Origin of the sequence: Pedobacter nototheniae (assembly GCF_032678625.1) — a bacterium.
Taxonomy (GTDB): domain Bacteria; phylum Bacteroidota; class Bacteroidia; order Sphingobacteriales; family Sphingobacteriaceae; genus Pedobacter; species Pedobacter nototheniae_A.
The window spans coordinates 315,537-339,228 of sequence record NZ_JAVTSO010000001.1; the positions used below are offsets into that span (position 1 = coordinate 315,537).

The window sequence follows — 23,692 nt, forward strand, 5'->3', positions numbered from 1 at the left end:
AACATCCCTTTATACCGCGTTTGTTGCAGCATCTTTACGTTCAGATGAAATCCTTAAAAAATAATTTATTTGCCATTACCATTCTTTTAATCACAAATTTTATTAGCTTCGAAAACACACAAATAAAATCTAAATTATGAAATTTAAAAGTTTATTAGGCCTTAGTATGGCCTTGTTATGCCTTGCTGCCTGCAAGAAGAACGATCCGATTACCAATCCTCCTATTGAAAAACCCGATCCTTTAGAACTACTGGGCGATTCGGCCTCATTTACTTTCGAGGGCAAATCAATTTCTGTTAACAACGTTAATTCTTTTAGCAGATTTAATTTACAGTCAAATTCTAAAATTGATTCTATCGTAAAAGGTGTAAAATACATCTCGGGTGATAAGGATTCAACCATGTATGGACAGGATTATAGTATTCATGATAAAGATTACGATAATTCTATTACGGTGACCTTTGCGAAAAAATTCAATAAGAACAACATGAATAATAATAATTTATGGTCACATACGCCTAAAAACTTCCTTGAATTATATTATACAGGCAATTACCCGTATGCGGTGGATCTTCATAAAGAAAATACTCAAAATGGAATTGCAGTATCCTTAAAGAGTGGTCGTCAATCCTATAAATCAAGCGGCCCTGATTATTTTTCAAATGAACCAACTACGATAAAAAAAGATGCTCAAAAAGATTCAAAATTTGAAGTGACCAAGCTAACAAAATTAAAATCCGGTCTGTATTTGTTAGAAGCTAAGTTTAGTTTAACTGTTTTTGGTGAAGCGGAAACACCTAAAAAGTTAGAAAATGGATACCTAAGGATCAGAATAAATACCCTTTAGTAACAGCCAACCTAAATCATTTAAATAAAAAAGCCCATTTCAATTAAGAAATGGGCTTTACTTTTAGTACTGCAAGCTCTATTGAGCCTTGCTAATTCTAATTATCCATTTAATGCAGCAGCACCACTTACAATCTCCGTTAACTCAGTTGTAATGGCTGCCTGACGTGCCTGGTTGTAAGAAAGTTTTAAAGCTTTTAATAATTCTCCGGCGTTTTCAGTTGCTTTATCCATCGATGTCATACGTGCACCGTGCTCAGATGCGTGCGAATCTAACACGGCTTTGTATAACTGAATTTTAATTGATTTAGGAATTAACTCAGAAACAATCTCTTCTTGCGAAGGTTCTAAAATGTAATCAACATTTGTAGTTTTAGTTTCTACTTTAGCTTCTTCTGCTTTTGGTAAAGGCAACAATTGTTCAGAAGTAATAATTTGAACAGCTGCATTTTTAAAACGATTGTAAACCACTTCTACTTTATCAAACTCACCTTTAATAAAACCGGCCATAATGGCATCGGTAATTTTAGTTATATTTTCGAAAGTTAAAGCAGCATATACTTCGTTATTATTACCAATAACATTATAATTGCGTTTTTCGTAAAAATCCTGGGTTTTCTTACCGATAGAAATAATGCTAACGTTACCGTTTTTCAACTGTTCGCTATATTTCTCGGCAATTAAATTATTGGCCGCTTTAATTACGTTCATGTTAAATGCACCAGCCAAACCACGATTTGATGATACAGTTACAATTAGAACCTTATTGGGCTCACGCTCCTGAATAAAAGGTGATGAAGACCCTTCTAAACTTGCTGATAGATTACCTAAAATCTCTTTCAGTTTAGTTGCATAAGGACGTAAAGCGATAATTGCATTTGTAGCACGTTTCAACTTAGCCGCCGAAACCATTTTCATAGCTTTGGTAATTTGCTGTGTTGATTGTACCGACGCAATCCGGTTTCTTACTTCTTTTAAATTAGCCATTCTTTATTATAGTCTTCAGTCTGGAGTCTTAAGTCCAGAGTCGACTAACGACTGCGGACTTAAGACTGTTGACTAAATTAGTATTTACTTGAAATCTCTTTTGCTACTGTATCTAAAACACCAGTAATGCTATCATCAAATTTACCAGCTTTTAATGCCGCTAAAGTTTCAGGATGACGCATTTCCAATTGAGTTAAATATTCAGTTTCGAATTCTTTTACTTTATCAACTGGTACGCTACGCATTAAGTTTTTAGTACCTGCGTAAACAATAGCTACTTGTTTTTCAACTGTAAAAGGTGTGAACTGAGCTTGTTTTAGCATCTGTACGTTACGTGCACCTTTATCTAAAACCGATTTTGTTGCAGCATCTAAATCAGAACCGAATTTAGAGAAAGCCTCTAACTCGCGGTATTGAGCCTGATCTAACTTTAAAGTACCTGCTACTTTTTTCATCGATTTAATCTGCGCGTTACCACCTACACGTGATACCGAGATACCTACGTTAATAGCCGGACGGATACCTGAGTTGAACAAGTTCGACTCTAAGAAGATCTGACCATCGGTAATCGAAATTACGTTAGTTGGGATATAAGCAGAAACGTCACCCGCCTGAGTTTCGATAATTGGTAAAGCTGTTAATGAACCACCACCTTTAACGATATGTCTAATCGACTCAGGTAAATCGTTCATCGCTTTTGCGATGTCATCATTAGAGTTGATTTTCGCAGCTCTTTCTAATAAACGACTGTGTAAGTAGAATACATCACCTGGATAAGCCTCACGGCCCGGTGGACGACGAAGTAATAAAGATACTTCACGGTAAGCTACAGCCTGTTTAGATAAATCATCATAAACAATTAAAGCTGGTCTACCTGTATCACGGAAAAACTCACCAATTGCAGCACCTGCAAACGGAGCATAAAACTGCATTGGAGCAGGATCTGCAGCCGAAGCAGCAACAACAACTGTATATGGTAAAGCGCCATTTTCTTCTAATGTACGTACAATGTTGGCTACAGTAGAGTTTTTCTGTCCGATAGCTACATAAATACAGAACACAGGCTGGCCTGCTTCATAAAATTCTTTTTGGTTGATAATGGTATCAATACAAACGGCTGTTTTACCAATCTGACGATCGCCAATAACCAACTCACGTTGACCACGACCGATTGGAATCATTGCATCGATTGCTTTAATACCAGTTTGTAAAGGCTCATTTACCGGTTGACGATAAATTACACCTGGTGCTTTACGCTCTAAAGGCATTTCGTAAGTTTCACCTAAGATTGGGCCTTTACCATCTAAAGGCTCTCCTAAAGTGTTAACTACGCGGCCAAGCATACCTTCACCAACTTTAATAGAGGCAATTTTTTTGGTACGTTTAATTGTATCACCTTCTTTGATCTCGTCTGAAGCACCCAAAAGTACCACACCAACGTTATCTTCTTCAAGGTTCAAAACGATACCTTGCAGGCCGTTTGCAAATTCAACCAGCTCACCCGATTGAACTTTAGTTAAACCGTAAACACGGGCAATACCGTCGCCTACTTGCAACACGGTACCAACTTCCTCCAGTTCGGTTTCTGATTTGAAGCCCGCCAATTGCTGTCTGATAATTGCCGATACTTCGTCTGGTCTTACCTCTACCATAATTTTACTTTATATCTTTTTGTAAATGTAAATCTTGTATTCTATTTGTTTGGCTCAACGGCAATGCCTATTGTGCAAATTCTTTTTTCAGTTTACTTAAACCACTGGCAATACTTGCATCAAATTGCTTATCGCCAACTTTAAGAATAAAACCACCAATTAATTTTTCGTTAATTTTTTCATTAACAATAACTTCATTGGCACCCAATTCTTTTTTCACTATTGCAATAATCTGATCTTTAGCTGCAGCGCTTAAAGCACTTGCAGTGGTTACATCAGCGGTAACAATACCCTTAATTAAATTATACTGTTGTATAAACTGTTTTGCTGTTGCAAATAATATTGCAGAACGGCCTTTGTTCACAACAATCGTAAAAAAAGACAGGGTTAACTTACCTACTTTATCAGCAAAAATACCTTTTAAAATACCATTTTTTTTGTCTAAAGGTACAATAGGGTTTTTCAATATTGCTTCCAGTTCAGGTGTTTCATCAACTACCTTTTCAAAAAGTACCATATCATTATAAGAGGCCTCTAACGCGTTGTTTTCAACGGCTAAGTCTATTAATGATTTGGCGTATCTGCTTGCAACTTTAATTTCTGACATATATAATTTAGTTGGGGGTTAAAAAGTCGGGAGTTGGGAATCCCACTCAAAACTCTAAACTCAATACTCTTAATTAGTTCAGTTCAACGTCTTTTAACAAGTTAGCCACTAAAGCTTCTTGTTTTGTTTTATCATCTAACTGAGTACGTAAAACACGTTCGGCAATTTCTAACGACAATGAAGAAACCTGATCTTTAACTTCGGCTAAAGCAGCTTTCTTTTGGTTTTCGATTTCGATTTTAGCTTTCTCAATTAATTTAGAACCTTCTACCTGAGCTTGTTTTTTAGCTTCGTTAAGGATACTATCTTTAAGGGTTTTTGCTTCCTTCAAAATTTCATCACGCTCAGCACGGGCTTGTTGCATTAAATCCTGATTTTGAGCTGTTAAGCGGGCCATTTCCTGTTTAGCTAATTCAGCTTTATTTAAAGCCTCATCAATGCTTTGCTCACGATCGTGGATAGCACCTAAAATAGGTTTCCATGCAAATTTTCTAAGCAATATTAATAAGCAAACAAATGCAATAACGGTCCAAAAAACCAGTCCGATGGTTGGTAGAACTAATGGGTTCATATATTTTAACTTTCTTAATTTTAACTTAATTTAACCGGAAAAATAACCAATCGTTAAATTTCCGGTCAAAATTGATTCTTAATTGCGATTAAACTTGTAAGCCTAATAAAGCAACTACCACACCGAATAAAGCAGCACCCTCAATAAGGGCAGCAGCGATAATCATTGCAGTTTGAATTTTTGATGCAGCCTCTGGTTGACGAGCAATACCTTCCATTGCTTTTCCACCTACCTGACCGATACCGATACCAGCACCGATTACTGCTAAACCGGCACCAATTGCCGCGATTGAACCTACCATAACTAATTTAATTTATATTAATTTGTAAAAAATAGTTTAATAATTAATGATGCTCTTCTACGGCCATACCAATAAATAAGGCCGTAAGTAATGTAAAAATAAAGGCTTGTAAAAATGCCACTAATAACTCTAATACATCCATAAATAAAACGAATGCTACAGATACTGGTGCAATAGCCAATGTTTTGAAAATAAAGATTAAGGAGATTAAACTTAATACGATAATGTGACCTGCTGTAATGTTTGCAAACAAACGAATCATTAAAGCGAAAGGTTTAGAGATAATACCAATTAACTCTACCGGGATCATAATTGGATACAACCACCAAGGCACATCAGGTAATAAAATGTGTTTCCAGTAATATTTGTTGCCATTTAAATTAACAACCAACATGGTTGCTATAGCCATAACAAAAGTTAAAGCAATATTACCTGTAACGTTTGCGCCACCCGGAAAAATTGGAACTAAGCCTAATAAGTTGTTAAACCAGATAAAGAAAAACACGGTTAACAAGTAAGGCATAAACTTTGCATATTTATGTCCGATGTTTGGTTTGGCAATATCATCTCTTACAAAAACAATAATTGGTTCAATAAAAGATTGTAAACCTTTAGGCGCTTTACCCACACGTTTTTTGTATGAAGAGGCCACAGCAATAAATACAATAAGGATAACCAATATAGCAACAAACATTGCAGCTACGTTTTTAGTAATTGAAAAATCAACTACTGTATCCGAAGCTGTTTCATCGATCTTGCCATCTGCACCAACAACTTTGATGTTTTTATTTAAAATATTTTTAGAAACACTCTGCTCTAAATCTGTTACCAAGCGGTATTTATTATATTTACCCTGATAATCAGCTTCGCCATGATGAAAATTTGCTGAAGAAAAAATCTCCAATCCATTTGATGTATAAAGAATTACAGGAAGCGGTAATGAGGTGTGCCCCCATAAATGCCACACATGCGAATCTGCAATGTGTTCCATAATTACTTTAGTAGGCTCAAACTTTTCTTCGCCATGCTCAGCTTTACCCGCTGCATGTTCTCCTGAAACAGCTTCAGCCGTTTCAACAACAGTACTATCCGTCTGTGCAAAAGCACTCGCTTTAACAGACAAAAACGCGATTAAAAGCGTAAAAACAACAATTAGCCTTTTAACTTTCGACACAAAAACTTGGTTACAATCCATTTATTGGCAGTTTTTTACTTTAAATTTTGGTGGCGCAAGTTACGTAACAAACAGTAAATTTCAAAGGCCGTAAACAATAAATATAAAGAAAAAAAATTTAGCAGAAATGCAAGCCCAATTCCCTTAGCTTTTATACTGTAAATCAGCACAAAAGCCATACAAAAAATCATCTTCACTGCAATTGATCCCATAATAGCCATTATTCCTACTTCAGGATCTCTTTTAATGCCGATATCAACAAGAACATATGCGATATAGGTAATACCTGCTAAAAACCCAAACACAACCCAAAAATTAGGGACAAATAATTGCACTCCTGTAAATAGAGAAGGTAGAATGGCAACAATACCGATTAAAACGCCGGTGAAAATAAGATAGATGCTGGTAAATTTGGCTAGAGTCAAACTAAATAATTCTTTTTCAATGTAATAAAACGATGCAAAGATAGGTTTTTAGCTTCAAGTGCCAAGAGATAGATTATTAAAATAAGATGTTTACCTAACAATCGAACATTCGATGCCAGAGTAGCCGCATTCTTCCATGGTTTTATTTAAGCATTAAGCTTTTAACCTACTCTTTAGTCGCTTGTTTAATCGCCTGATACAGGGCAATTGCAACACCGGCCAATCCGAATATTGCAGTATAAATTTGCAGTTTACCTGGCCTGTTCTGGTCAATTTTATGGCCAATAAAAGTTAACAAACCAATAGTTGCAATCATTTGGAAGCCAATTGCTGAATATTTAGCTGCATTATTAAGCTTTTTGCCTGTATTTTCTTCTTTCGGATTTTCCATTTTTTAATGCAATAATTAAATTAACTTTGAATAATTAAAATTTGTTGCCAAATAAAATAATTTTGCATACTTTTTGTTTATTGTATACACTAGAGATTTTTTATACTTGAAAAATAACGCCGCCAAAACCTTTCATCCATTATTTCTCTGCCTTGGATTGCTATTTATCTATAGCTGTATAACGCCTAAAGATACCACCATAAGCCGTAAGATGCAAAATTTAACGGCTCGATATAACTATATATATAACTCAAATGTTTTACTTACCGAGTATAATGAGGGTTTAGCGCAAAGTTATAACGATAATTATGAAAAGGTTTTACCTGTTTATCTTGATCCGGAACCCCAGGTTAACCTTGTACTTACCCCAGGCGTTTCTAACAAACAGCTTGATGAAATTATTCATAAGGGCCAAGCGGTAATAAACGACAAAAGTTTTAGCAATTACATTGATGATGCTTATATGCTTTTGGGTAAGGCCAATTATTTAAAAGGCAATTATTTTATTGCTTCAGAATACTTTGATTATACAGCAAAAACTTATGGCGATAACCTAAAAACATACATCATGGCTTTAAACTGGAAAGCCAGGAGCCAAATGGAGCTTAATAATTTAAGCAAAGCCGATCAGATTATAGATACGATGTTGCGCGCGGCTGATTTATTAAAAAAAGACCTTGCGGAGCCTTTAGCTACAACCGCACAAATGCGTATTTACCAAAAACGCAATAAAGAGGCGATGTTGTTGTTAGAATCGGCAATTAAAGCTCCGAGCGAAACCCAACAACGTGTTCGATGGAGGTACATTCTTGCGCAATTACAGGAAAAAGAAAACAATCTGCAGGATGCCTATCTTAATTTTACCAAAGTAGAAAAAAGTAATGCGCCTTTTGAAATGTACTTTCATGCCAATTTAAACCGTATTAAATTAAAAGCGCTGCTGGGTGGAGAGAAACTAAATAAAGAACAGCAATTACTTGCTTTGCTAAAAGACGATAAGAACTCTGACTACATTGACCAGATTTATTACCAGGTTGGCGAATTGCTTTCTGCCGAAGGCGATTATGTTAAAGCAGAAGAAAATTATAAAAAATCCATTAAAAACAGCACGCGCAACCAAACGCAAAAGGCTTTATCCTATCTTAAAATTGCCGACCTCAACTTTAAACAGTTTAATAATTATATTAAAGCTAAACTGTATTATGATAGTACGGCCATGATTTTGCCTAAAAACTTTCCTGATTATGATAATATTGTTAAAAAAGCTCATAATCTTCAATACCTGACGGATCGCTATACCATAATATCAACCGAAGATACTTTACAAACGATTGCAAAATTACCTGTTTCTGAACAGGAAGCTAAAATTAAAGCCTGGTTAACCCCCATGGTTAAATTAACCAATATTGGCAATACCAGCAATGGCTCTACGTTTACCAGCGATCCTGATTTCCCTAACCAGACGTTGGGTTCAAATAGTGTTACTTCAGGATTAGGCAATACATTTTATTTCAATAATAACACAGCCATAGGCAATGGTTTTGCTGAATTTAGAAAACGTTGGGGCAACCGACCTTTAGAGGATAACTGGCGTCAAAGTATTCGCTCTGCTGCACAAGAAAATAACCAGGTTTTAGCAGGCGGCAATGTTGCCAATGGCATCCAAACCAGTAAAGATTCCAATCTTCCTGTTTCAAAAGATCAAAGCACTTTAGAGAAACAATATTTAGATGCCCTACCCGTTAATAGCGATTTACTGGCAAAATCTAACCAGAAAATTATTGATGCCTATTTCGAAATTGCCAGTTTTTACCAGCAGGAATTAAATGATAAGGCAGAAGCAAATAAAGTTTACATCGAACTTTTAAAACGTTTCCCGGATAACAACCACCTTGCTGCCGTTTATTACAGTTTGTTTTTAAATAACCAGGGTGTAAACCAGGCTCAGGCCGAAGAGTATAAACAATTGGTATTGACCAAGTTCCCTAACTCAGGCTTTGCAAAAACCATTTTAGATCCATCTTATTCTGCTAAACAAAATCAACTTGAAAATGTAGCCATTAACAATTACAACGCTGCTTTCGACAGTTATTTAAAGAAAGATTACAGCAGTGTTATTAAGCAATCCAATGATAATATTGCGGCTTTCCCCGAAAATGATTTAGCTCCGCAATACGCTTATTTAAAAGCAATAGCTGTAGGCAGAACATCAAAAGTAGATGCCTTGTTAACTGAATTTAATTCGATTAATACCCTTTATCCAAATGATGTGATCATTACCCCGCTGGTTAGAGATCATTTAAAATACATAGAAGCTAATTTAGATGAATTTAAGCAACGTAAATTTGCGTTGATTGATTTTGATTCGAACGAACCTCGCTTCATGAGTCAGGCAACCCCTATAACTGTAACTCCGAAGCCAATCACAAACCCAGATATTAATGCAGCTGTTGAACCTAAAAAAGTTGAAAAACCAGTAGTGCAATCTGTTGTAAAAACGGCCGATAAAGTTGAAACCGATAAAGTACCGGTAGCCAAACCGGCAAGTATTTTCAGTTTAGCAACTTCTGAAACTTATTATTTTGTTATTGATGTTGCTGATGCTTCTTTAACATTAAGTTCTTCGAGATTTGGTATCGGGCAATTTAACCGTGGCAACTATCCTGAAAATGATTTAACGCATAAGTTGGTTGAGTTAGATCAGGATCAGTTAATTTATGTGAGTAGTTTTATTGATTTGGAAGATGCTAAAATATATGAAGAGAGTATTAAAAACCATTTAAAAAGCATCATGAAAGTACCTCCAGGTATTTATAAAAGCTTCATTATTAGTAAAGAGAATTTTGAAAAACTAAGCGACAGGGCTCGTATTAACGAATATATTGAGTTTTATAAAAGCAATTATTAACCATTGGCACAGGTTTAATTTTAGCTGCGCTCAAATTTAAATGAGTTTAAGTTTCATAATCTGACAACAAAACTAAGGGTTTAGCGTATTAACTTCTTATTTTTGCTTTTTCTAATTTTAAAAACGATGGCTATGGCAGTTGTGTTTGTAGCTATCGAATAACATATATTTAAAATGAATAAACCCCTTTCTAAAGAAGATATAAAAAGATACAGCCTCCGAATCTGGAAAATTTTAATTGGTTGCATTGCGCTGTTTGCTATTTTTATTTCTTTGCTGAGCGTTGGTGTATTTGGCGAATTACCATCATTTAGAGATATAGAACACCCAAAAAGTAACCAGGCCTCAGAAATTATAGCTGATGATGGCCACACGCTTGGCACCTATTTCGTTCAAAACAGATCGAACGTTTCTTATAAAGATATTTCGCAAAATGTAATCAACGGACTAATTGCAACTGAAGATACACGATTTAAAGAGCACTCTGGGATAGACTTTAAGCGTACTTTTTCAATCATCTTTTATAACCTTGTTGGTAAAAAACAAGGCGCCAGTACCATTACCCAGCAGTTGGCTAAAAATCTTTTTCCAAGAGAAACCAACCTTAATTTTTTTACTTTGGTTTTAACCAAATTTAAAGAATGGATTGTGGCCGTAAAGCTGGAAAGAAACTATACCAAAGAAGAAATTATAACCATGTACTTAAACACGGTTGATTTTGGCAACCAGGCTTATGGTATCAAATCGGCAGCACGTGTTTATTTCAACACCAGCCCTGATCATTTAAGTTTAACCGAAGCCGCTACTTTGGTTGGGATGCAAAAAGGGATTACCATGTACTCTCCTACCCGCCATCCTGAACGTTCAAAAGACCGTAGAAATACCGTAATGGCAATGATGGTAAAATCAGATTTTATTACGCAACAGGAGTTTGATAAGCAGAAGGAAAAACCGCTCGATTTGCATTTTAATGCCGCTACGGTTAATGATGGTATTGCCCCATACTTCCGCTCGGTATTAAAAAATGATATCAAAACCATTTTTCAGGAACAATCCATCACAAAACCTGACGGAACTCCCTATGACTTAGATCGTGATGGTTTAAAAATTTACACCACCATAAACTACGATATGCAGGTGTATGCAGAGGAAGCCCAGAAAGAATACATGAAAGTTTTACAACAGCAGTTTGTTAACAGCTGGAAAGGCCGTGATCCTTTTCGCGATAAAGCACTGCAAATAGAACAAGGGATAAAAAGATCAGATCGCTATAAATCGTTAAAATTAGAAGGTAAATCAGAAGAAGAAATTAAAAAAGATTTTAATACCCCTACCGATTTAACCATTTTTACCTGGAAAGGGAATGTAGATACCACAATGAAGCCTATTGATTCGGTACGTTATTACAAAATGCTTTTGCGTAACGCGATGATGACAATGGACCCAACCAACGGGCATGTTAAAGCTTGGGTAGGTGGTATTAATTACGAACATTTTAAATACGATCAGGTAAAAATGGGAACCAGACAAGTTGGTTCAACCGCAAAACCATTTACCTATGCCGTTGCCATCGAAAATGGTTATTCGCCATGCTTTACCGTTCCCAATGTTCCGGTTACTATAGAAGGTTATGGAAAACCATATATTCCAAGATCTTCAGGCACTATACCCGGAACTTTAACTTTACAAAAAGCACTGGCCTTTTCGCAAAACTACATTACTGCCTATATCATGAAACAAGTTGGCCCGGTAGCCGTTTCGGCTTTAGCCACTAAAATGGGCATACCAAACGTTCCGGCCTATCCATCTATTGCTTTAGGCTCTTTCGATGCATCGGTTTACAATATGGTTGGTGCTTATGGCGCTTTTGCAAATAAAGGTTATTATACCCAACCCATTTATCTTTTAAGGATTGAAGATAAAAACGGTGTAGTACTTTACTCTAAAAAAGCCATTCCTAAACCGGTAATGAGCGAGGAAGTTGCTTATGTAATGACACGCATGCTTAAAGGTGTTATTTCAAATGGAACAGGCTCCAGATTAAATTATAAGTATAAAATTAATGCCCCAATTGGCGGTAAAACGGGTACTACCCAAAATAACTCTGATGGTTGGTTTATGGCAATTACGCCGCAGTTGGTAACCGGAATATGGACGGGTTGTGAGGACAGGGCCTTTCACTTTATCAGTACCAGAGAAGGTGAAGGTGCCAATACAGCACTTCCTATTTTTGCTGGTTTTATTAAACGGGTTTATGCAAATCCTGCCTTAAAAATTAGCCACGCTGATTTCGAAGCACCCAAAACCCCCAAAACCATCACCTTTGACTGTAATGAATATCAGCAACAGGAGGAGGGCACCAAAACTGAACTTGATGAAAAATTAGGATTTTAATCCTGAACAACGAATAAAACATGATAAGTCCACGGCTCAATTAAAATTAGTTGTGGACTTATATCTTATATAGCGCTTAGGGATATCCTGAATTAAAACTGGCACTTGCTTGATAATTTAATTTAGAAACCTAAATTGTAGTAAATGAGTAATTTCGACCATAAAACAGCCTTAACGGCAATTCCTCATAAACCGGGTGTATACCAATATTGGGATGCTGATGGTAAACTCATGTACATTGGTAAAGCAAAAGATTTACGCAATCGGGTTGGCTCTTATTTTAATCAGGATAAGCAGCAGTTCAATGGTAAAACACGCGTTTTGGTGTCGCGCATACGCAAAATCACTTTTACCATTGTAGATACCGAAATTGATGCCTGGTTACTTGAAAACAGCTTAATCAAGAAACATCAGCCTAAATTTAACATCAACTTAAAAGATGATAAAACTTACCCATGGATTATTGTTAAAAACGAGCCTTTTCCGCGTATTTACTGGACACGGAAGGTAATTAAAGATGGCTCAACCTATTTTGGTCCTTACGGCTCCATTGGGATGATGCACACCATTTTGGACCTTATTAAAGAAACTTATCCGCTCAGAACCTGCAGCTTGCCCTTAAATGAGAAGAACATTGCGGAAGGTAAGTTTAAAGTTTGCCTTGAATACCAGATTGGCAATTGCAAAGGCCCTTGCCAGGCTTACCAGCACGAAGAAGACTACAACAATAACATAGCCGAAATTAAAGAAATCCTCAGTGGTAAAATTGGCAATGTAATCCGTGAGGTAAAGCAGATTATTAAAACAGCTTCAGAAGAATTGAATTTCGAACTTGCGCATCAATATGCCAGAAAGCTTCAGGTTTTAGAGAAATATCAGAGTAAATCTACCGTTGTAAACAGCGCAATTACAAATGTTGATGTGGTGAGTATTGCTTCTGACGAACGTTATGCTTTTGTAAATTACCTCAAGGTAATGAATGGTACCATTATACAAACCCAAACCATAGAAATTAAAAAGCAGCTCGACGAAAGTGACGAAGAGTTACTGACCACGGCAATGCTCGAATTCAGAACCAAGTTTAACAGTACCTCGAAAGAGGTTATTGTTCCTTTTGAACTTTCACTGGAAGACGAAAGTTTAAGATTTACCATCCCAAAACTGGGCGAAAAGAAGAAACTTTTAGAACTATCGCAAAAGAATGTACTGTTCTTTAAAAAGGAAAAATTAAATCAGTATGAAAAACTAAATCCGGATTTAAGAACCGACCGCATTTTAACTCAAATGCAAAAAGATTTAAGTTTAACACAATTGCCAAAACATATTGAGTGTTTTGATAACTCCAATTTCCAGGGTAAATATCCGGTTTCGGCTATTGTTGTTTTTAAAGATGCCAAACCATCCAAAAAAGATTATCGCCACTTTAACGTTAAAACAGTTGAAGGTCCGAACGATTTTGCGACCATGGAAGAGGCTGTTTTCCGCCGCTACAGGAGAATGTTAGATGAAGACCAACCATTGCCTCAGCTGATCATTATTGATGGCGGTAAAGGGCAGCTATCATCCGCAGTAAAGAGTTTAAAGTTATTAGGCATTTACAACAAGGTAACTATAATTGGAATCGCGAAGCGGTTGGAAGAACTTTTTTACCCGGAAGATTCTTACCCTTTGTATCTGGATAAGAAATCTGAAACCCTAAAAGTGATCCAGCAGCTACGGGATGAGGCACACCGTTTTGGCATTACCTTTCACCGCAAGAAAAGAGATCAGGGCACTTTAAAAACTGAACTGGAACAAATAGCCGGCATTGGTAAAACCACCGCCGATAAATTGCTTACGCATTTTAAATCCGTTAAAAAAATTAAAGAGGCTACGGAGCAACAGTTGGCTGATGTTTTAAATAAAAAACAAGTACTTACTTTACTCGAATATTTTAAAGCACAACAATAATTGCCTCCATTACAAAACAGATTACCGTAGCAATCGTCATTTGAGCGGAGTGTACCTGTACAAATCGTCATTTCGAATGCAATATACCTGTACCGATTTAACGTGTCAATAACATAAACCGTCATTTCGACTGGAGTATAACGCAACGGAGAAATCTACAGAGGTAATTTCAAAGATTTGTTCATTAACTACAACTTATAGTCAACACCTAAATTGCCATAATCTTATCCGAATTTTGGAAATGAATAAATCGTCATTTCGACTGGAGTGCAACGTAATGGAGAAATCTACAGAGGTAATTTCAAAGATTTTTCCACGGATCGTCAAAATGCAAAAAGGCTTCGATTAAAATCGAAGCCTTTCTATTAATATTCCCAGAGAGATTGTTCATAATCCAGAACAGATTTTTTAATCCTTTCTGATTCATAAAGCCGGTCTCTCGGATCTGTTATAATGTCTCTGATCTTATTATCCCCAGGATTTGATTCTTTAACGATATAGCTGCTAAATAAGCGGCGGATAAAGAAATCATCAAAACTTAAAGATGATGCATCATTATTGGTATTGATTAAACGTTTTTTAGCCAAAAGTTCTCTTGCTTCAGGATAGTAAATCCAGAATACAGGTTGCCATTGCTTTGATACTTCGTTAAACTTTAAAGGTGCAATACCTACAATACGAGGTTCGAAAATAGAACGTTTTACATCAAAAATCCAATCTTCTTTAATTCTGAATTTTAAAAATAACTCAGGATTAAAATCATTGGTTACGGTAGTTACCGTACCGGTTTTATTATTTGATACTTCTGCAGTTCCTAAAGCTGCTCTTGCCGCCGAATCTGCTGATAAAGGATTATTAAAAGCATCGTCTTCGTTTAGTACACTATCAATCGGTGAATAAGCAGTTAATTCTTCTGATTTAATTGCAGAAATAAAAACATCTATTAATCTTGATTTTGGTGATTTTAAAACCGAGTTAACGGTATCACGCAAATCAATTTCACGCCAGATTCTTTTTGCATAAAAAACATCTTCTTCGCGTACATCTGCCAAAGGAACCATTTCTGTACTGTCTATATCCTTACGGGCATAAAAACCATCTTTCGGTGGTACCTTCAACTTTTTCTTCCCAATTTTAGTTGGTGCTTTCGCAACAAGTGTATCCGTTACAACAACAGGTGCCGGAATCGTTTTCTTAACTGTTGTTGATTTTTTAACGGGTTTCTTTTGCGCATAGGCAAAGCCCACACATAAAACTAAAACCAATACGCTTAATATCCTTTTCATCATCTTCTTATTTTACCGTGAATGCAAGTGAAGGTAAAATTCTCTGACGACCGTCGGGTCCTACAGAAACAATATCTTCAAAAAATACTCTGGTATTTGGGGTAATAGAGTTTAAAGCAGCTTTTACCGCTCCTGTAAAACTACCACCACTACCCGCAATGGTAACCGCGTCTGAACGTGGTTTTATAATGGTTAATTTATAACGCTGAATTTTAAACTGCACATCAAAAGGAAAATCATCAAGATCAGCCTCAATTTCAGATTCGCTTTTTAACTGTACAGATGCAACATCGCCACCGGCACGGCCACCAACTTTAGCAACCGGAGCAGGAATAGCTTTTACTCTGAATTTCTGAACACCAAGGTTTACTGTTTTACCAGCATTGGTAGCACTTACGTTAATTGAAACCTCCTGACCAACTTGTCCACCGGCAACGTTAACCATATAATTTCCATTTCCACCCGACATTGAACCTGCAGAAATAGAAGCTTTAACACTTTCTAATGGAAAACCAGCTGCCGATACTGCAAATGGATTTGGTATACCTGCATAAATAACGTTCATTTTTGTAGATGAAACTGTTGCAGATGGTTTCGCTACCTGATAACTTTGCTCAGGTGTTTTATATTCTTTAATCTGTCCGTCTGTTTGTCTAACACGGATTGTTCCAACCCATTTAAACACACCAACGCTACCCGTACCTCCCGTGTAGGTTCCTTTTCCGTCTTTGACAGATAATTTACCACTACCAACAGAAATATCTGGATTTGATTTAGAATCACTTGCAGTTAAAAATACTTCCGCAGTGTAAGGTTGACCCTGGATTACATAAGATGTTGGTGCCACAGCAACTGCTGCAAACTTATCTATGTTAACCAAAGCTTTATCCATATTTCCGAATAATCGTTTAACCACATCTGCTTCAGCATTTTTAGTATCTGTTTGCAGTTTAGTTAAAATGGTCATAGCAGCAGTTAACGGAGTACCTTCTCCAAAATAAACTTCCTGCCAGTTCCCCTTACTCTTTTTTACCGGATCTTTTGCCTCAAGAGAGAAAGAAACATTTTTACGATCTGTTTCATCTAATAACGAAATTAATTTTTCGCGTGTAGCATTTACCTTTTGTTTCAATTTTTCACCCTCTTTACCATTAATCATAATGTTTTGGGCAATATCCATGTTATCACGTCTCACTAAATCACCAGTTTCGGCATCAATGCCATCACCAGCTGTCGTGAATTGTTTTTTTATACTTTCGATATAGTTATTTAAATCATCAGCTGCTGCCTTAGCCTGTTTAGCTTTTTCATAAATTGGCTGTGCGCGTCCTGGTTCTTCTTTTAACTTCGAATTTTCGAATGCAGCAAAAAGCTGATCGATACTTAAATTAACATTAGTTTTAGAAGTTTCTAAACTGTCGTTAATATTTTTAAATGCATTTAATATTGTGTCTGATACGTTTAAGGCAAGCATAGCAAGTAATACCAAATACATGATATTAATCATCCGCTGCCTTGTTGTTTCTTTTCCGCCTGCCATGTGTTATGTAGCTTTTTTAAATTAATTAAAAACTAAACTATTATACACGTGGGCCATTCATAGCCGAGAGCATGTTACCGTAAATTGCGTTAAGTGACGACAAGTTTTTAGCCAGTTTGTTCACTTCTTCTTTAAACTGTTTCGAGTCTTCCATAGATTCGTTGAAGTTTTGCATAGTAAGTGATAAATTCTGATAGAACTTATTCATCGATTTTAAATGTGCGCTTGAATCTTGTAATTCCAATTCATATACAGCATTTAATGCCGATAAGTTTTTAGCTAAATTATTTACCTGATCGTGATAAGCCTGAGAATCTACATTGCTCTCGCCCATTGCTTTTAAGTTAGCTGTTGCTTTCTCAAAAGAAGCGCTTAAGTTATCGAAACCAGCAGAAGCCGTTTTAACTTTCCCTGTAAATTCATTTGTAGCGGCAGAAGCATCAGCAACGTTAGAAATTGCGGCAACTTTATCGCCAAAAGTACGTAATCCTGTACCCAAGCTTTCAATTAATTCCGGGCCAATTTTGGCATCAGAAAGCATTTTATCTAAAGCAGCAGTGTTTGATGAAGTTGGAACTGCAGCAACTGGTCTTGCAGAAGCAACAGGCAATTCTCCTTTAAAATCTTCTCTTAATTCAGGGTATACTCTTTCCCAGGCAGGTTCTGGCTCAGGTGGAAAGAAACCAGTTAAGAAGAATAAAATCGATTCTACACCCAGACCGATACCGATCATATAATTACCCAATATACCGCCAATGTGCAAAATTTTAAATAATGCCCCAATAATTACAATACTTGCTCCCCATGAAATCGCTACATGTAACCAGCTTGGTTGTTTTTTTCCTGCCATAAAATTTTAATGTTTTTCTTTTAGTTTTTTAGTTTTGGTCTTTTTAGTTTCTCAGATCTGTTCCTGGGTATGAGGATACACATCTAAAGCCGATATATGATCGCTGCTGATCCTGATATTCGTAAGTTGAAACGGCATTTTGAAGGAAATATCCTGTATCTTTCCAGGATCCGCCTTTTACAACTTTACGTTTCAAATATTTACTATCATCTTTTCCAGCTACATAAGTAAAGTTAGGATTCAAATCGTGCAATAATGGGCTTGCTGATTTGTTATATGCTGTAATTGTCCATTCAGAAACGTTTCCGGCCATGTTATATAAACCGTAATCATTCGGGAAATAAGACCTTACACCAACGGTATAAATACCACCGTCGCTCGAATAATCTCCGCGTCCTGGTTTAAAGTTGGCCTGTAAACAGCCTTTAGTATTTCTGATGTATGGGCCACCCCATGGATATTTTGTTTTGGTATTACCACCTCTTGCAGCATATTCAAATTCTGTCTCGGCAGGCAATCTATAATCTAATCTCGAACCAACAGGCATTTTTCTTGCTGTAGCTACTCCGTCATAAAGTTTGGTACGCCAGTGTGAAAATGCTTTTGCCTGCTCCCAGCTTACACCAACCACAGGATAATCATCATACGAAGGATGGTTATAATAACCGCGAACCATCGGATCATTCTGTGAATAGGAATAATCTGTTTTCCAAACCATTGTATCTGGATAAATAGCAATCACATACCTGTCGATATAATCCTGACGCTTGCTGTTTGGATCTTTATGGCCAAGAGCCGCTTTGTCCATATTTAGCTCTGCGTAAGCATATTCGAATTTACGAACATCAAATTCTTTTCTTCCCGGCAGGGCATCTAAACCTGAATAGTACATACCATCAAGCTGACTTGCCTGGGCACCGGCGGTTGTGCCTCTGGCTCTGTTGCGCCAAAGATTAGCACCGTTTGGACCAACGGCCCTCCAGTTAATGTATTTTTCGCCACCTAAACCAGCCGCAGCGCCATTTCTTGGCGTAATCGTAAATTGAGCCGGCATGCCCATCATAGTTACGGCGATAGAATCGCGTACCCAGTTGGTAAACTGACGGTATTCGGCATTGGAAATTTCGGTTTGATCCATGTAGAATGCACTAATGGTTGTCATTCTGCTTGGCCCGTTTTGAGAAAAGGTAATATCCTCATCAGATCCGCCCAGGGGAGTATGGCCTGGCGGAACATAAACCATTCCTAAAGGGATCCTGTTGTTTTTAAATTTTCGGTTATAGGCACCCACTAACTCGCCCTGACCACCATGGCCACAACTTGCCAGCAATACACTTACAGCCACAATAGCCAGAAGGTAAATTTTCTTCATATTTTTATAGTGTGTAAAACACAATTAGGATCATTTTTATCAAAAATCACTGAAATTATCAACAAAAGCAAATATTTTATTTCAAAATCGTTACTAAGAGGAAATAATTTAAAATCCAAAAAGTTTACCTTCTATTATTTTCGTTACAATAAACCCGTAATTCACTTATAACTCTAAAATTACGAATTTATTGCACGGTTTTAAAAAGTATTATTTGTTAGATACCTTAATGTAATTTTCAATCGCCATAGTCATCGAAGGAACGCCGGGAGTTGGTGCCGCGATATCAACAATTAAACCCATATCAGTAGCCGCTTTGCTTGTGTTGGTACCAAATGCCGCTATACGGGTATTGTTTTGCTGAAAATCGGGGAAATTTTTAAACAACGACTGTATGCTTGAAGGACTGAAAAAAGCAATCACATCATAGAAAACTTCTGCAAGATCGGACAAATCGCTAACCACAGTTCTGAATAAAACGGCCGGTGTAAAATCATACCCGCTCTTTTCAAGAAAATTCATGGTGTCTTCTGTTGCTACATCCGAACAAGGGTATAAAAACTTCTCATTCGCGTGCTTTTTCAACACTTCTGCTAAATCTGCAGCAGTTTGTTTTCCAAAAAAGATTTTACGCTTGCGGTACTGAATATACTTTTGAAGATATAAAGCAATGGTTTCTGACAAGCAGAAATACTTTAAATCGACTGGTACATCATACCTCATTTCTTCGCATATGCGAAAGAAGTGATCGGCGGCATTACGGCTCGTAAAAATTACGGCTGTAAAATCGGCAAGGTTAATTTTATCTTTTCTAAAATCCCTTGCAGGTACGCCCTCTACGTGGATGAATGATCTAAAATCAACTTTTAGGTTGTGCTTTTTAGCCAAATCAAAGTAAGGGGATTTTTCTGTTTCAGGCTTCGGTAAAGTAACTAAGATACTTTTTACTTTACGAATTCTAGCGTCATTTTTTTCTTGCATTTTCCTTTTTCCTGCTACAATCCTATCGTTTTAATTAGTATTAAAATAGGACATATTTCGAGGGCGCAAAAGTACAAAATTAAATGCATTTTAGAAAACTTATTATTAGAAAGTATCGTTATACCCGCCCTTAATAACTGGAAGGCAAATATGATACCTAACAGTAAGTATGCCAGTACGATATATACAACGCCGTATTTGAGTGGAGAGAGGGCAAAAGCAACCACCAAAGGAATAAATAATAAAGAAGCATTAAAATAACTTAAATATAATATGGAGATGTATTCTCCCACTGGTTTTTGAACATTAAACAAATAGCCGAGAAACCTTAAGATAATCAGTTTCAGTGCATAAAAAACAATTATCAGGATGGATATTGTAAAGAAAAACTTAAATCCCTCTCTTACCTGGTACATATCGTAATATTGGGCTACAAGAAAAAAGAACATTCCCAAAATAAATCCAAACTGTATAAACAGCAACAAAAACGGCCAGGAACTAAACAGGTTATCTTCTTTGTTGATGTTATTTAAAACCCGGTTACTGAAAAAGGACTGAACAATTGCAGATAATTGCTTGGAGAAGGCATTTTTAAGAATGGCAAAAATGATTAACATAATAAAAATAAAGCCAAGTAACCAAACATTTCCTTTCGGAATTGCGTGCCCAAGTTGATAGGGATTAACTTTCTTTTTTAAGTGCTGGTATTTTTTTTGCCAGGCCAGTAAATCAAGCGAGGGGAACAAATACTCCTTTTGCACACTATCCAGCAAAGCATTTTTATTAATGGCGCTATCGGGTAAAACCCAGGTATGCCTGATGATGGAATCTGTTACTATTTTTTGCCTGGCAAGCTGCGCAGAGTCCAAACGGTAACGCCTGTACTGATATTTTTGTACAACGGCGCTATCAGAAACTGTAGAAATTTGTTGCCCGTCAGCAAAATTTGCATACAATAAAAAAGCAAACAGGATGAATATAAATTTAGGCATTCCTACAGTTAAAATTAAGGAAGCAAAAGTACTTGAATATTTATGGTTTACACAAAAAATAAATCCATTTAATTGTAATGCATTCTTTTGATTTTCATGAAGCACCTAATCAGAAATTAGCTTGAAAGATTTTGCTTTAATTGGCTTAAAACATTCAAATAGACTCTGTTAAAAAAGGTTAAAGAAATAGCCACGAACTGCTTTCAGCTCAAATTCTTATTAAATTGCCGGCATGAAAACCCTAAAATCTAATTTACTTCTCGCCTTTTTGTTTATCTCCGCTTGGGCAAATGCCCAAAGTATTTTTAATGGAAACTTCGAAAAACTGGATCAAAAAGGCAATCCCGCCGGATGGGATTTAACCTATAACAATCAGAATAAATATGAAGTTAAATTAGACAGTAATACTAAACAACAAGGGAAATATGCTATTTCCATTACTTCAAACCCGAATGCTTCCAGTGCTGCCATTAAGTTTCCCATTGATAAAACATTTGCGGGCAAATCAATCACCCTGGTGGGAAATATTAAAACAGAAAATGTTACTGATGGCTTTGCTGGTATTTGGCTTAGGGTTGCAGGGGCTGATGGGGAGGAACTTGCTTTTGAAACCATGCAAAGACAAAAAATAGAGGGCACTAACGACTGGAAAGAATATATGATTAGTGCCAACTATAACGATGATGAAGCAGTAAAAATAATTGTTGGGGCAATGCTGGTGGGCAAGGGAAAAATCTGGGTAGATAGCCTAAGGGTTTTCATAGACGATAAACCGATTGATGAGGCCGTTACCAAACAAGTTTCCGTCTACAAAGCCAAAAACGATAAAGACTTTGAAAATGGATCGGGAATTGACCTCATTGAATCAAACCCACAGAACGTTAAATACCTTAGCCTTTTAGGTCAAGTATGGGGCTTTTTAAAATATTACCATCCCGCAATTGCAAACGGCGATTACAATTGGGATAATGAGCTTTTTAGGATATTGCCAACGGTATTAAAGACTAAAAATGACATTGAATTTTCGTCAGTTCTTGAAAAATGGATTGATATGACCGGGCAGATTCCAACATGTACCAATTGTAAAAAGCTATTGAATCATAGGAAAATAGCCATTGAGGCTGATTATGGAGATTTATTTACAAATCAGGTCTTCACAAAGGCCCTGAAATCGAAACTTGATTTTATCGTTTCTAACAGCAACAACAAAAAACATTACTATGTAAGCGATGCTGAATCTTCTAACCCAAAATTTGACCATGAAAAATTGTATCCTAAAATGAAATATCCTGATGCAGCCTATAGATTGCTGGCTTTATACCGCTACTGGAGCATCATTCAATATTTTTCGCCCAACAGAAACCTGATTAAAGAAAATTGGAACAAAGTATTGCCAGCATTTATTCCGCAGGTATTACAAGCTACCAACCAAAACGAGTACGCTATGGCCATGGTAAAGCTGATCAGCTCCACACACGATACGCATGCATTTATCAGAAGTACTGTTTACGATAATTTTTTAGGCAAATTCAGACTTCCTATTCAGGCCAAATTTATTGAAGACAAACTTGTGGTAACGGGTTACGACAAAGACACCTTGAGTGTAAAAAGTAATCTAAAAATCGGCGATGTAATCAGCTCTATTGACGGAACAAATTTAGATACCTTAATAAAGAAGTATGCGCCATTTACACCCGCATCCAACTATCCAACAGTATTACGGGATATGCCGAGGTTGTATTTATTAAGAAGTAATAACCCAATATTTAAACTCGGCATAATTAGAAATTCTAATGCGTTGTTTGTTAACCAGCAAGCCGTTGAAAATAAAAACATTAACGCCAATAATAATGACCTCGAATTACCTGGCTATACATTAATAAATGACCAGGTTGGATACATTTTCTGTAAAAATTACAAAGTAAAAGATTTAGACAGTATTCGAAATAAATTTAAAAACACTAAGGGCATAATTGTAGATATGCGCAATTATCCAACCGACGAAATGGAGCAATCATTAAGCACCTATTTTAAACCTGACTCTTCTGATTTTGTGAAATTTACAAATGGCTCCTTAACTAAGCCCGGAACTTTTATTTATTCGAACGCCATAAAAAGTGGAAACAAAAATGCAGATTATTATAAAGGAAAAATCGTAGTCATTGTTAACGAAGCCACTCAAAGTAATGCAGAATTTGTAACCATGGCCATTCAATCGGCTAACAATGTAACTGTAATTGGAAGCACAACTGCGGGTGCCGATGGAAATATTTCTGCCATACCCCTACCCGGCGATTTTACGACATGGATATCTGGAATTGGTGTTTATTATCCCGATGGAACCAATGCACAACGCGCAGGTGTAAAAATTAATCAAACCATTAAACCCACTATAGAAGGCCTTAAGAAAGGTATTGATGAGCCCTTGCAAAAAGCCAAAGAACTTATTATGGGTAATTAATCTA

The 23,692-nt window shown here is 36.5% G+C and carries 19 protein-coding genes; 5 read left to right on the forward strand and 14 right to left on the reverse strand.

The annotated features are described in order from the left end of the window. Positions 1-136: 136 nt before the first annotated feature. Complete coding sequence (locus R2Q77_RS01440; protein ID WP_316801932.1) at positions 137-847, forward strand: hypothetical protein; 711 nt, start codon at positions 137-139, stop codon at positions 845-847. A 101-nt stretch (positions 848-948) separates the two neighbouring features. Here R2Q77_RS01440 and atpG read toward each other — a convergent pair whose 3' ends face one another. The 8 genes from atpG to R2Q77_RS01480 all read right to left on the reverse strand — a co-directional run bounded on the left by atpG (position 949) and on the right by R2Q77_RS01480 (position 6,954). Then, complete coding sequence (gene atpG / locus R2Q77_RS01445) at positions 949-1,833, reverse strand: ATP synthase F1 subunit gamma (protein WP_316801933.1); 885 nt, start codon at positions 1,831-1,833, stop codon at positions 949-951. 77 nt (positions 1,834-1,910) lie between these two features. After that, the gene (gene atpA / locus R2Q77_RS01450; RefSeq protein ID WP_316801934.1) at positions 1,911-3,485 is read right to left on the reverse strand and encodes a F0F1 ATP synthase subunit alpha; all 1,575 of its coding nucleotides are present in this window, start codon (positions 3,483-3,485) and stop codon (positions 1,911-1,913) included. A 67-nt stretch (positions 3,486-3,552) separates the two neighbouring features. Further along, positions 3,553-4,092 (reverse strand): ATP synthase F1 subunit delta, encoded by a 540-nt coding sequence (gene atpH / locus R2Q77_RS01455; protein ID WP_316801935.1) that lies wholly within the window; start codon positions 4,090-4,092, stop codon positions 3,553-3,555. A 73-nt stretch (positions 4,093-4,165) separates the two neighbouring features. Further along, on the reverse strand, positions 4,166-4,663 hold the full coding sequence (locus tag R2Q77_RS01460) for a F0F1 ATP synthase subunit B (protein WP_131536517.1): 498 nt from the start codon (positions 4,661-4,663) through the stop codon (positions 4,166-4,168). 88 nt (positions 4,664-4,751) lie between these two features. After that, complete coding sequence (atpE, locus tag R2Q77_RS01465; protein WP_012780570.1) at positions 4,752-4,964, reverse strand: ATP synthase F0 subunit C; 213 nt, start codon at positions 4,962-4,964, stop codon at positions 4,752-4,754. A gap of 43 nt (positions 4,965-5,007) precedes the next feature. Continuing rightward, entirely contained in the window at positions 5,008-6,159 is a 1,152-nt protein-coding gene (gene atpB / locus R2Q77_RS01470; RefSeq protein ID WP_316801936.1) for a F0F1 ATP synthase subunit A, read from the reverse strand. A gap of 14 nt (positions 6,160-6,173) precedes the next feature. Then, on the reverse strand, positions 6,174-6,563 hold the full coding sequence (locus tag R2Q77_RS01475) for a hypothetical protein (RefSeq protein ID WP_316801937.1): 390 nt from the start codon (positions 6,561-6,563) through the stop codon (positions 6,174-6,176). Between the two features lie 166 nt (positions 6,564-6,729). Next, positions 6,730-6,954, reverse strand: coding sequence for an AtpZ/AtpI family protein (locus tag R2Q77_RS01480; protein ID WP_316801938.1), 225 nt, complete (start codon positions 6,952-6,954; stop codon positions 6,730-6,732). A 211-nt stretch (positions 6,955-7,165) separates the two neighbouring features. Between R2Q77_RS01480 and R2Q77_RS01485 the strand changes: the two genes are divergently transcribed. From R2Q77_RS01485 to uvrC, 3 genes are all read left to right on the forward strand, one after another. Beyond that, the gene (locus R2Q77_RS01485) at positions 7,166-9,862 is read left to right on the forward strand and encodes a gliding motility protein (protein WP_316801939.1); all 2,697 of its coding nucleotides are present in this window, start codon (positions 7,166-7,168) and stop codon (positions 9,860-9,862) included. Positions 9,863-10,036: 174 nt separating this feature from the next. Continuing rightward, positions 10,037-12,256, forward strand: a complete 2,220-nt coding sequence (locus tag R2Q77_RS01490) for a transglycosylase domain-containing protein (RefSeq protein ID WP_316801940.1) — start codon at positions 10,037-10,039, stop codon at positions 12,254-12,256. Positions 12,257-12,400: 144 nt separating this feature from the next. Then, positions 12,401-14,206, forward strand: coding sequence for an excinuclease ABC subunit UvrC (gene uvrC / locus R2Q77_RS01495; protein WP_316801941.1), 1,806 nt, complete (start codon positions 12,401-12,403; stop codon positions 14,204-14,206). Positions 14,207-14,571: 365 nt separating this feature from the next. On the opposite strand, the gene gldN is transcribed toward uvrC, so the two are convergent. The 6 genes from gldN to R2Q77_RS01525 form a co-directional block, all read right to left on the reverse strand. Beyond that, positions 14,572-15,495, reverse strand: coding sequence for a gliding motility protein GldN (gene gldN / locus R2Q77_RS01500; RefSeq protein ID WP_316801942.1), 924 nt, complete (start codon positions 15,493-15,495; stop codon positions 14,572-14,574). Between the two features lie 4 nt (positions 15,496-15,499). Then, the gene (gene gldM / locus R2Q77_RS01505) at positions 15,500-17,032 is read right to left on the reverse strand and encodes a gliding motility protein GldM (protein ID WP_316801943.1); all 1,533 of its coding nucleotides are present in this window, start codon (positions 17,030-17,032) and stop codon (positions 15,500-15,502) included. A 40-nt stretch (positions 17,033-17,072) separates the two neighbouring features. Next, positions 17,073-17,882: a gliding motility protein GldL gene (gldL, locus tag R2Q77_RS01510; protein ID WP_316801944.1), complete on the reverse strand. Its 810-nt coding sequence runs from the start codon at positions 17,880-17,882 to the stop codon at positions 17,073-17,075. 43 nt (positions 17,883-17,925) lie between these two features. Then, positions 17,926-19,254, reverse strand: coding sequence for an SUMF1/EgtB/PvdO family nonheme iron enzyme (locus R2Q77_RS01515; protein WP_316801945.1), 1,329 nt, complete (start codon positions 19,252-19,254; stop codon positions 17,926-17,928). A 210-nt stretch (positions 19,255-19,464) separates the two neighbouring features. Continuing rightward, positions 19,465-20,235 (reverse strand): uroporphyrinogen-III synthase, encoded by a 771-nt coding sequence (locus R2Q77_RS01520; RefSeq protein WP_316801946.1) that lies wholly within the window; start codon positions 20,233-20,235, stop codon positions 19,465-19,467. A 14-nt stretch (positions 20,236-20,249) separates the two neighbouring features. Beyond that, positions 20,250-21,227, reverse strand: a complete 978-nt coding sequence (locus tag R2Q77_RS01525; RefSeq protein ID WP_316801947.1) for a DUF4271 domain-containing protein — start codon at positions 21,225-21,227, stop codon at positions 20,250-20,252. A 232-nt stretch (positions 21,228-21,459) separates the two neighbouring features. Between R2Q77_RS01525 and R2Q77_RS01530 the strand changes: the two genes are divergently transcribed. Then, the gene (locus tag R2Q77_RS01530; protein ID WP_316801948.1) at positions 21,460-23,688 is read left to right on the forward strand and encodes a S41 family peptidase; all 2,229 of its coding nucleotides are present in this window, start codon (positions 21,460-21,462) and stop codon (positions 23,686-23,688) included. Positions 23,689-23,692: the final 4 nt, after the last annotated feature.

What these genes read in the sequence shown, in the direction of transcription:
- gldN (WP_316801942.1), bottom strand. Translation starts at nt 15,495, where the DNA reads ATGATGAAAAGGATATTAAGCGTATTGGTTTTAGTTTTATGTGTGGGC.
- gldL (WP_316801944.1), bottom strand. Translation starts at nt 17,882, where the DNA reads ATGGCAGGAAAAAAACAACCAAGCTGGTTACATGTAGCGATTTCATGG.
- atpE (WP_012780570.1), bottom strand. Translation starts at nt 4,964, where the DNA reads ATGGTAGGTTCAATCGCGGCAATTGGTGCCGGTTTAGCAGTAATCGGT.
- uvrC (WP_316801941.1), top strand. Translation starts at nt 12,401, where the DNA reads ATGAGTAATTTCGACCATAAAACAGCCTTAACGGCAATTCCTCATAAA.
- atpA (WP_316801934.1), bottom strand. Translation starts at nt 3,485, where the DNA reads ATGGTAGAGGTAAGACCAGACGAAGTATCGGCAATTATCAGACAGCAA.
- R2Q77_RS01530 (WP_316801948.1), top strand. Translation starts at nt 21,460, where the DNA reads ATGAAAACCCTAAAATCTAATTTACTTCTCGCCTTTTTGTTTATCTCC.
- R2Q77_RS01460 (WP_131536517.1), bottom strand. Translation starts at nt 4,663, where the DNA reads ATGAACCCATTAGTTCTACCAACCATCGGACTGGTTTTTTGGACCGTT.
- atpG (WP_316801933.1), bottom strand. Translation starts at nt 1,833, where the DNA reads ATGGCTAATTTAAAAGAAGTAAGAAACCGGATTGCGTCGGTACAATCA.
- R2Q77_RS01520 (WP_316801946.1), bottom strand. Translation starts at nt 20,235, where the DNA reads ATGCAAGAAAAAAATGACGCTAGAATTCGTAAAGTAAAAAGTATCTTA.
- R2Q77_RS01515 (WP_316801945.1), bottom strand. Translation starts at nt 19,254, where the DNA reads ATGAAGAAAATTTACCTTCTGGCTATTGTGGCTGTAAGTGTATTGCTG.
- R2Q77_RS01525 (WP_316801947.1), bottom strand. Translation starts at nt 21,227, where the DNA reads ATGCCTAAATTTATATTCATCCTGTTTGCTTTTTTATTGTATGCAAAT.
- atpH (WP_316801935.1), bottom strand. Translation starts at nt 4,092, where the DNA reads ATGTCAGAAATTAAAGTTGCAAGCAGATACGCCAAATCATTAATAGAC.
- R2Q77_RS01485 (WP_316801939.1), top strand. Translation starts at nt 7,166, where the DNA reads ATGCAAAATTTAACGGCTCGATATAACTATATATATAACTCAAATGTT.
- R2Q77_RS01490 (WP_316801940.1), top strand. Translation starts at nt 10,037, where the DNA reads ATGAATAAACCCCTTTCTAAAGAAGATATAAAAAGATACAGCCTCCGA.
- atpB (WP_316801936.1), bottom strand. Translation starts at nt 6,159, where the DNA reads ATGGATTGTAACCAAGTTTTTGTGTCGAAAGTTAAAAGGCTAATTGTT.
- R2Q77_RS01440 (WP_316801932.1), top strand. Translation starts at nt 137, where the DNA reads ATGAAATTTAAAAGTTTATTAGGCCTTAGTATGGCCTTGTTATGCCTT.
- R2Q77_RS01480 (WP_316801938.1), bottom strand. Translation starts at nt 6,954, where the DNA reads ATGGAAAATCCGAAAGAAGAAAATACAGGCAAAAAGCTTAATAATGCA.
- gldM (WP_316801943.1), bottom strand. Translation starts at nt 17,032, where the DNA reads ATGGCAGGCGGAAAAGAAACAACAAGGCAGCGGATGATTAATATCATG.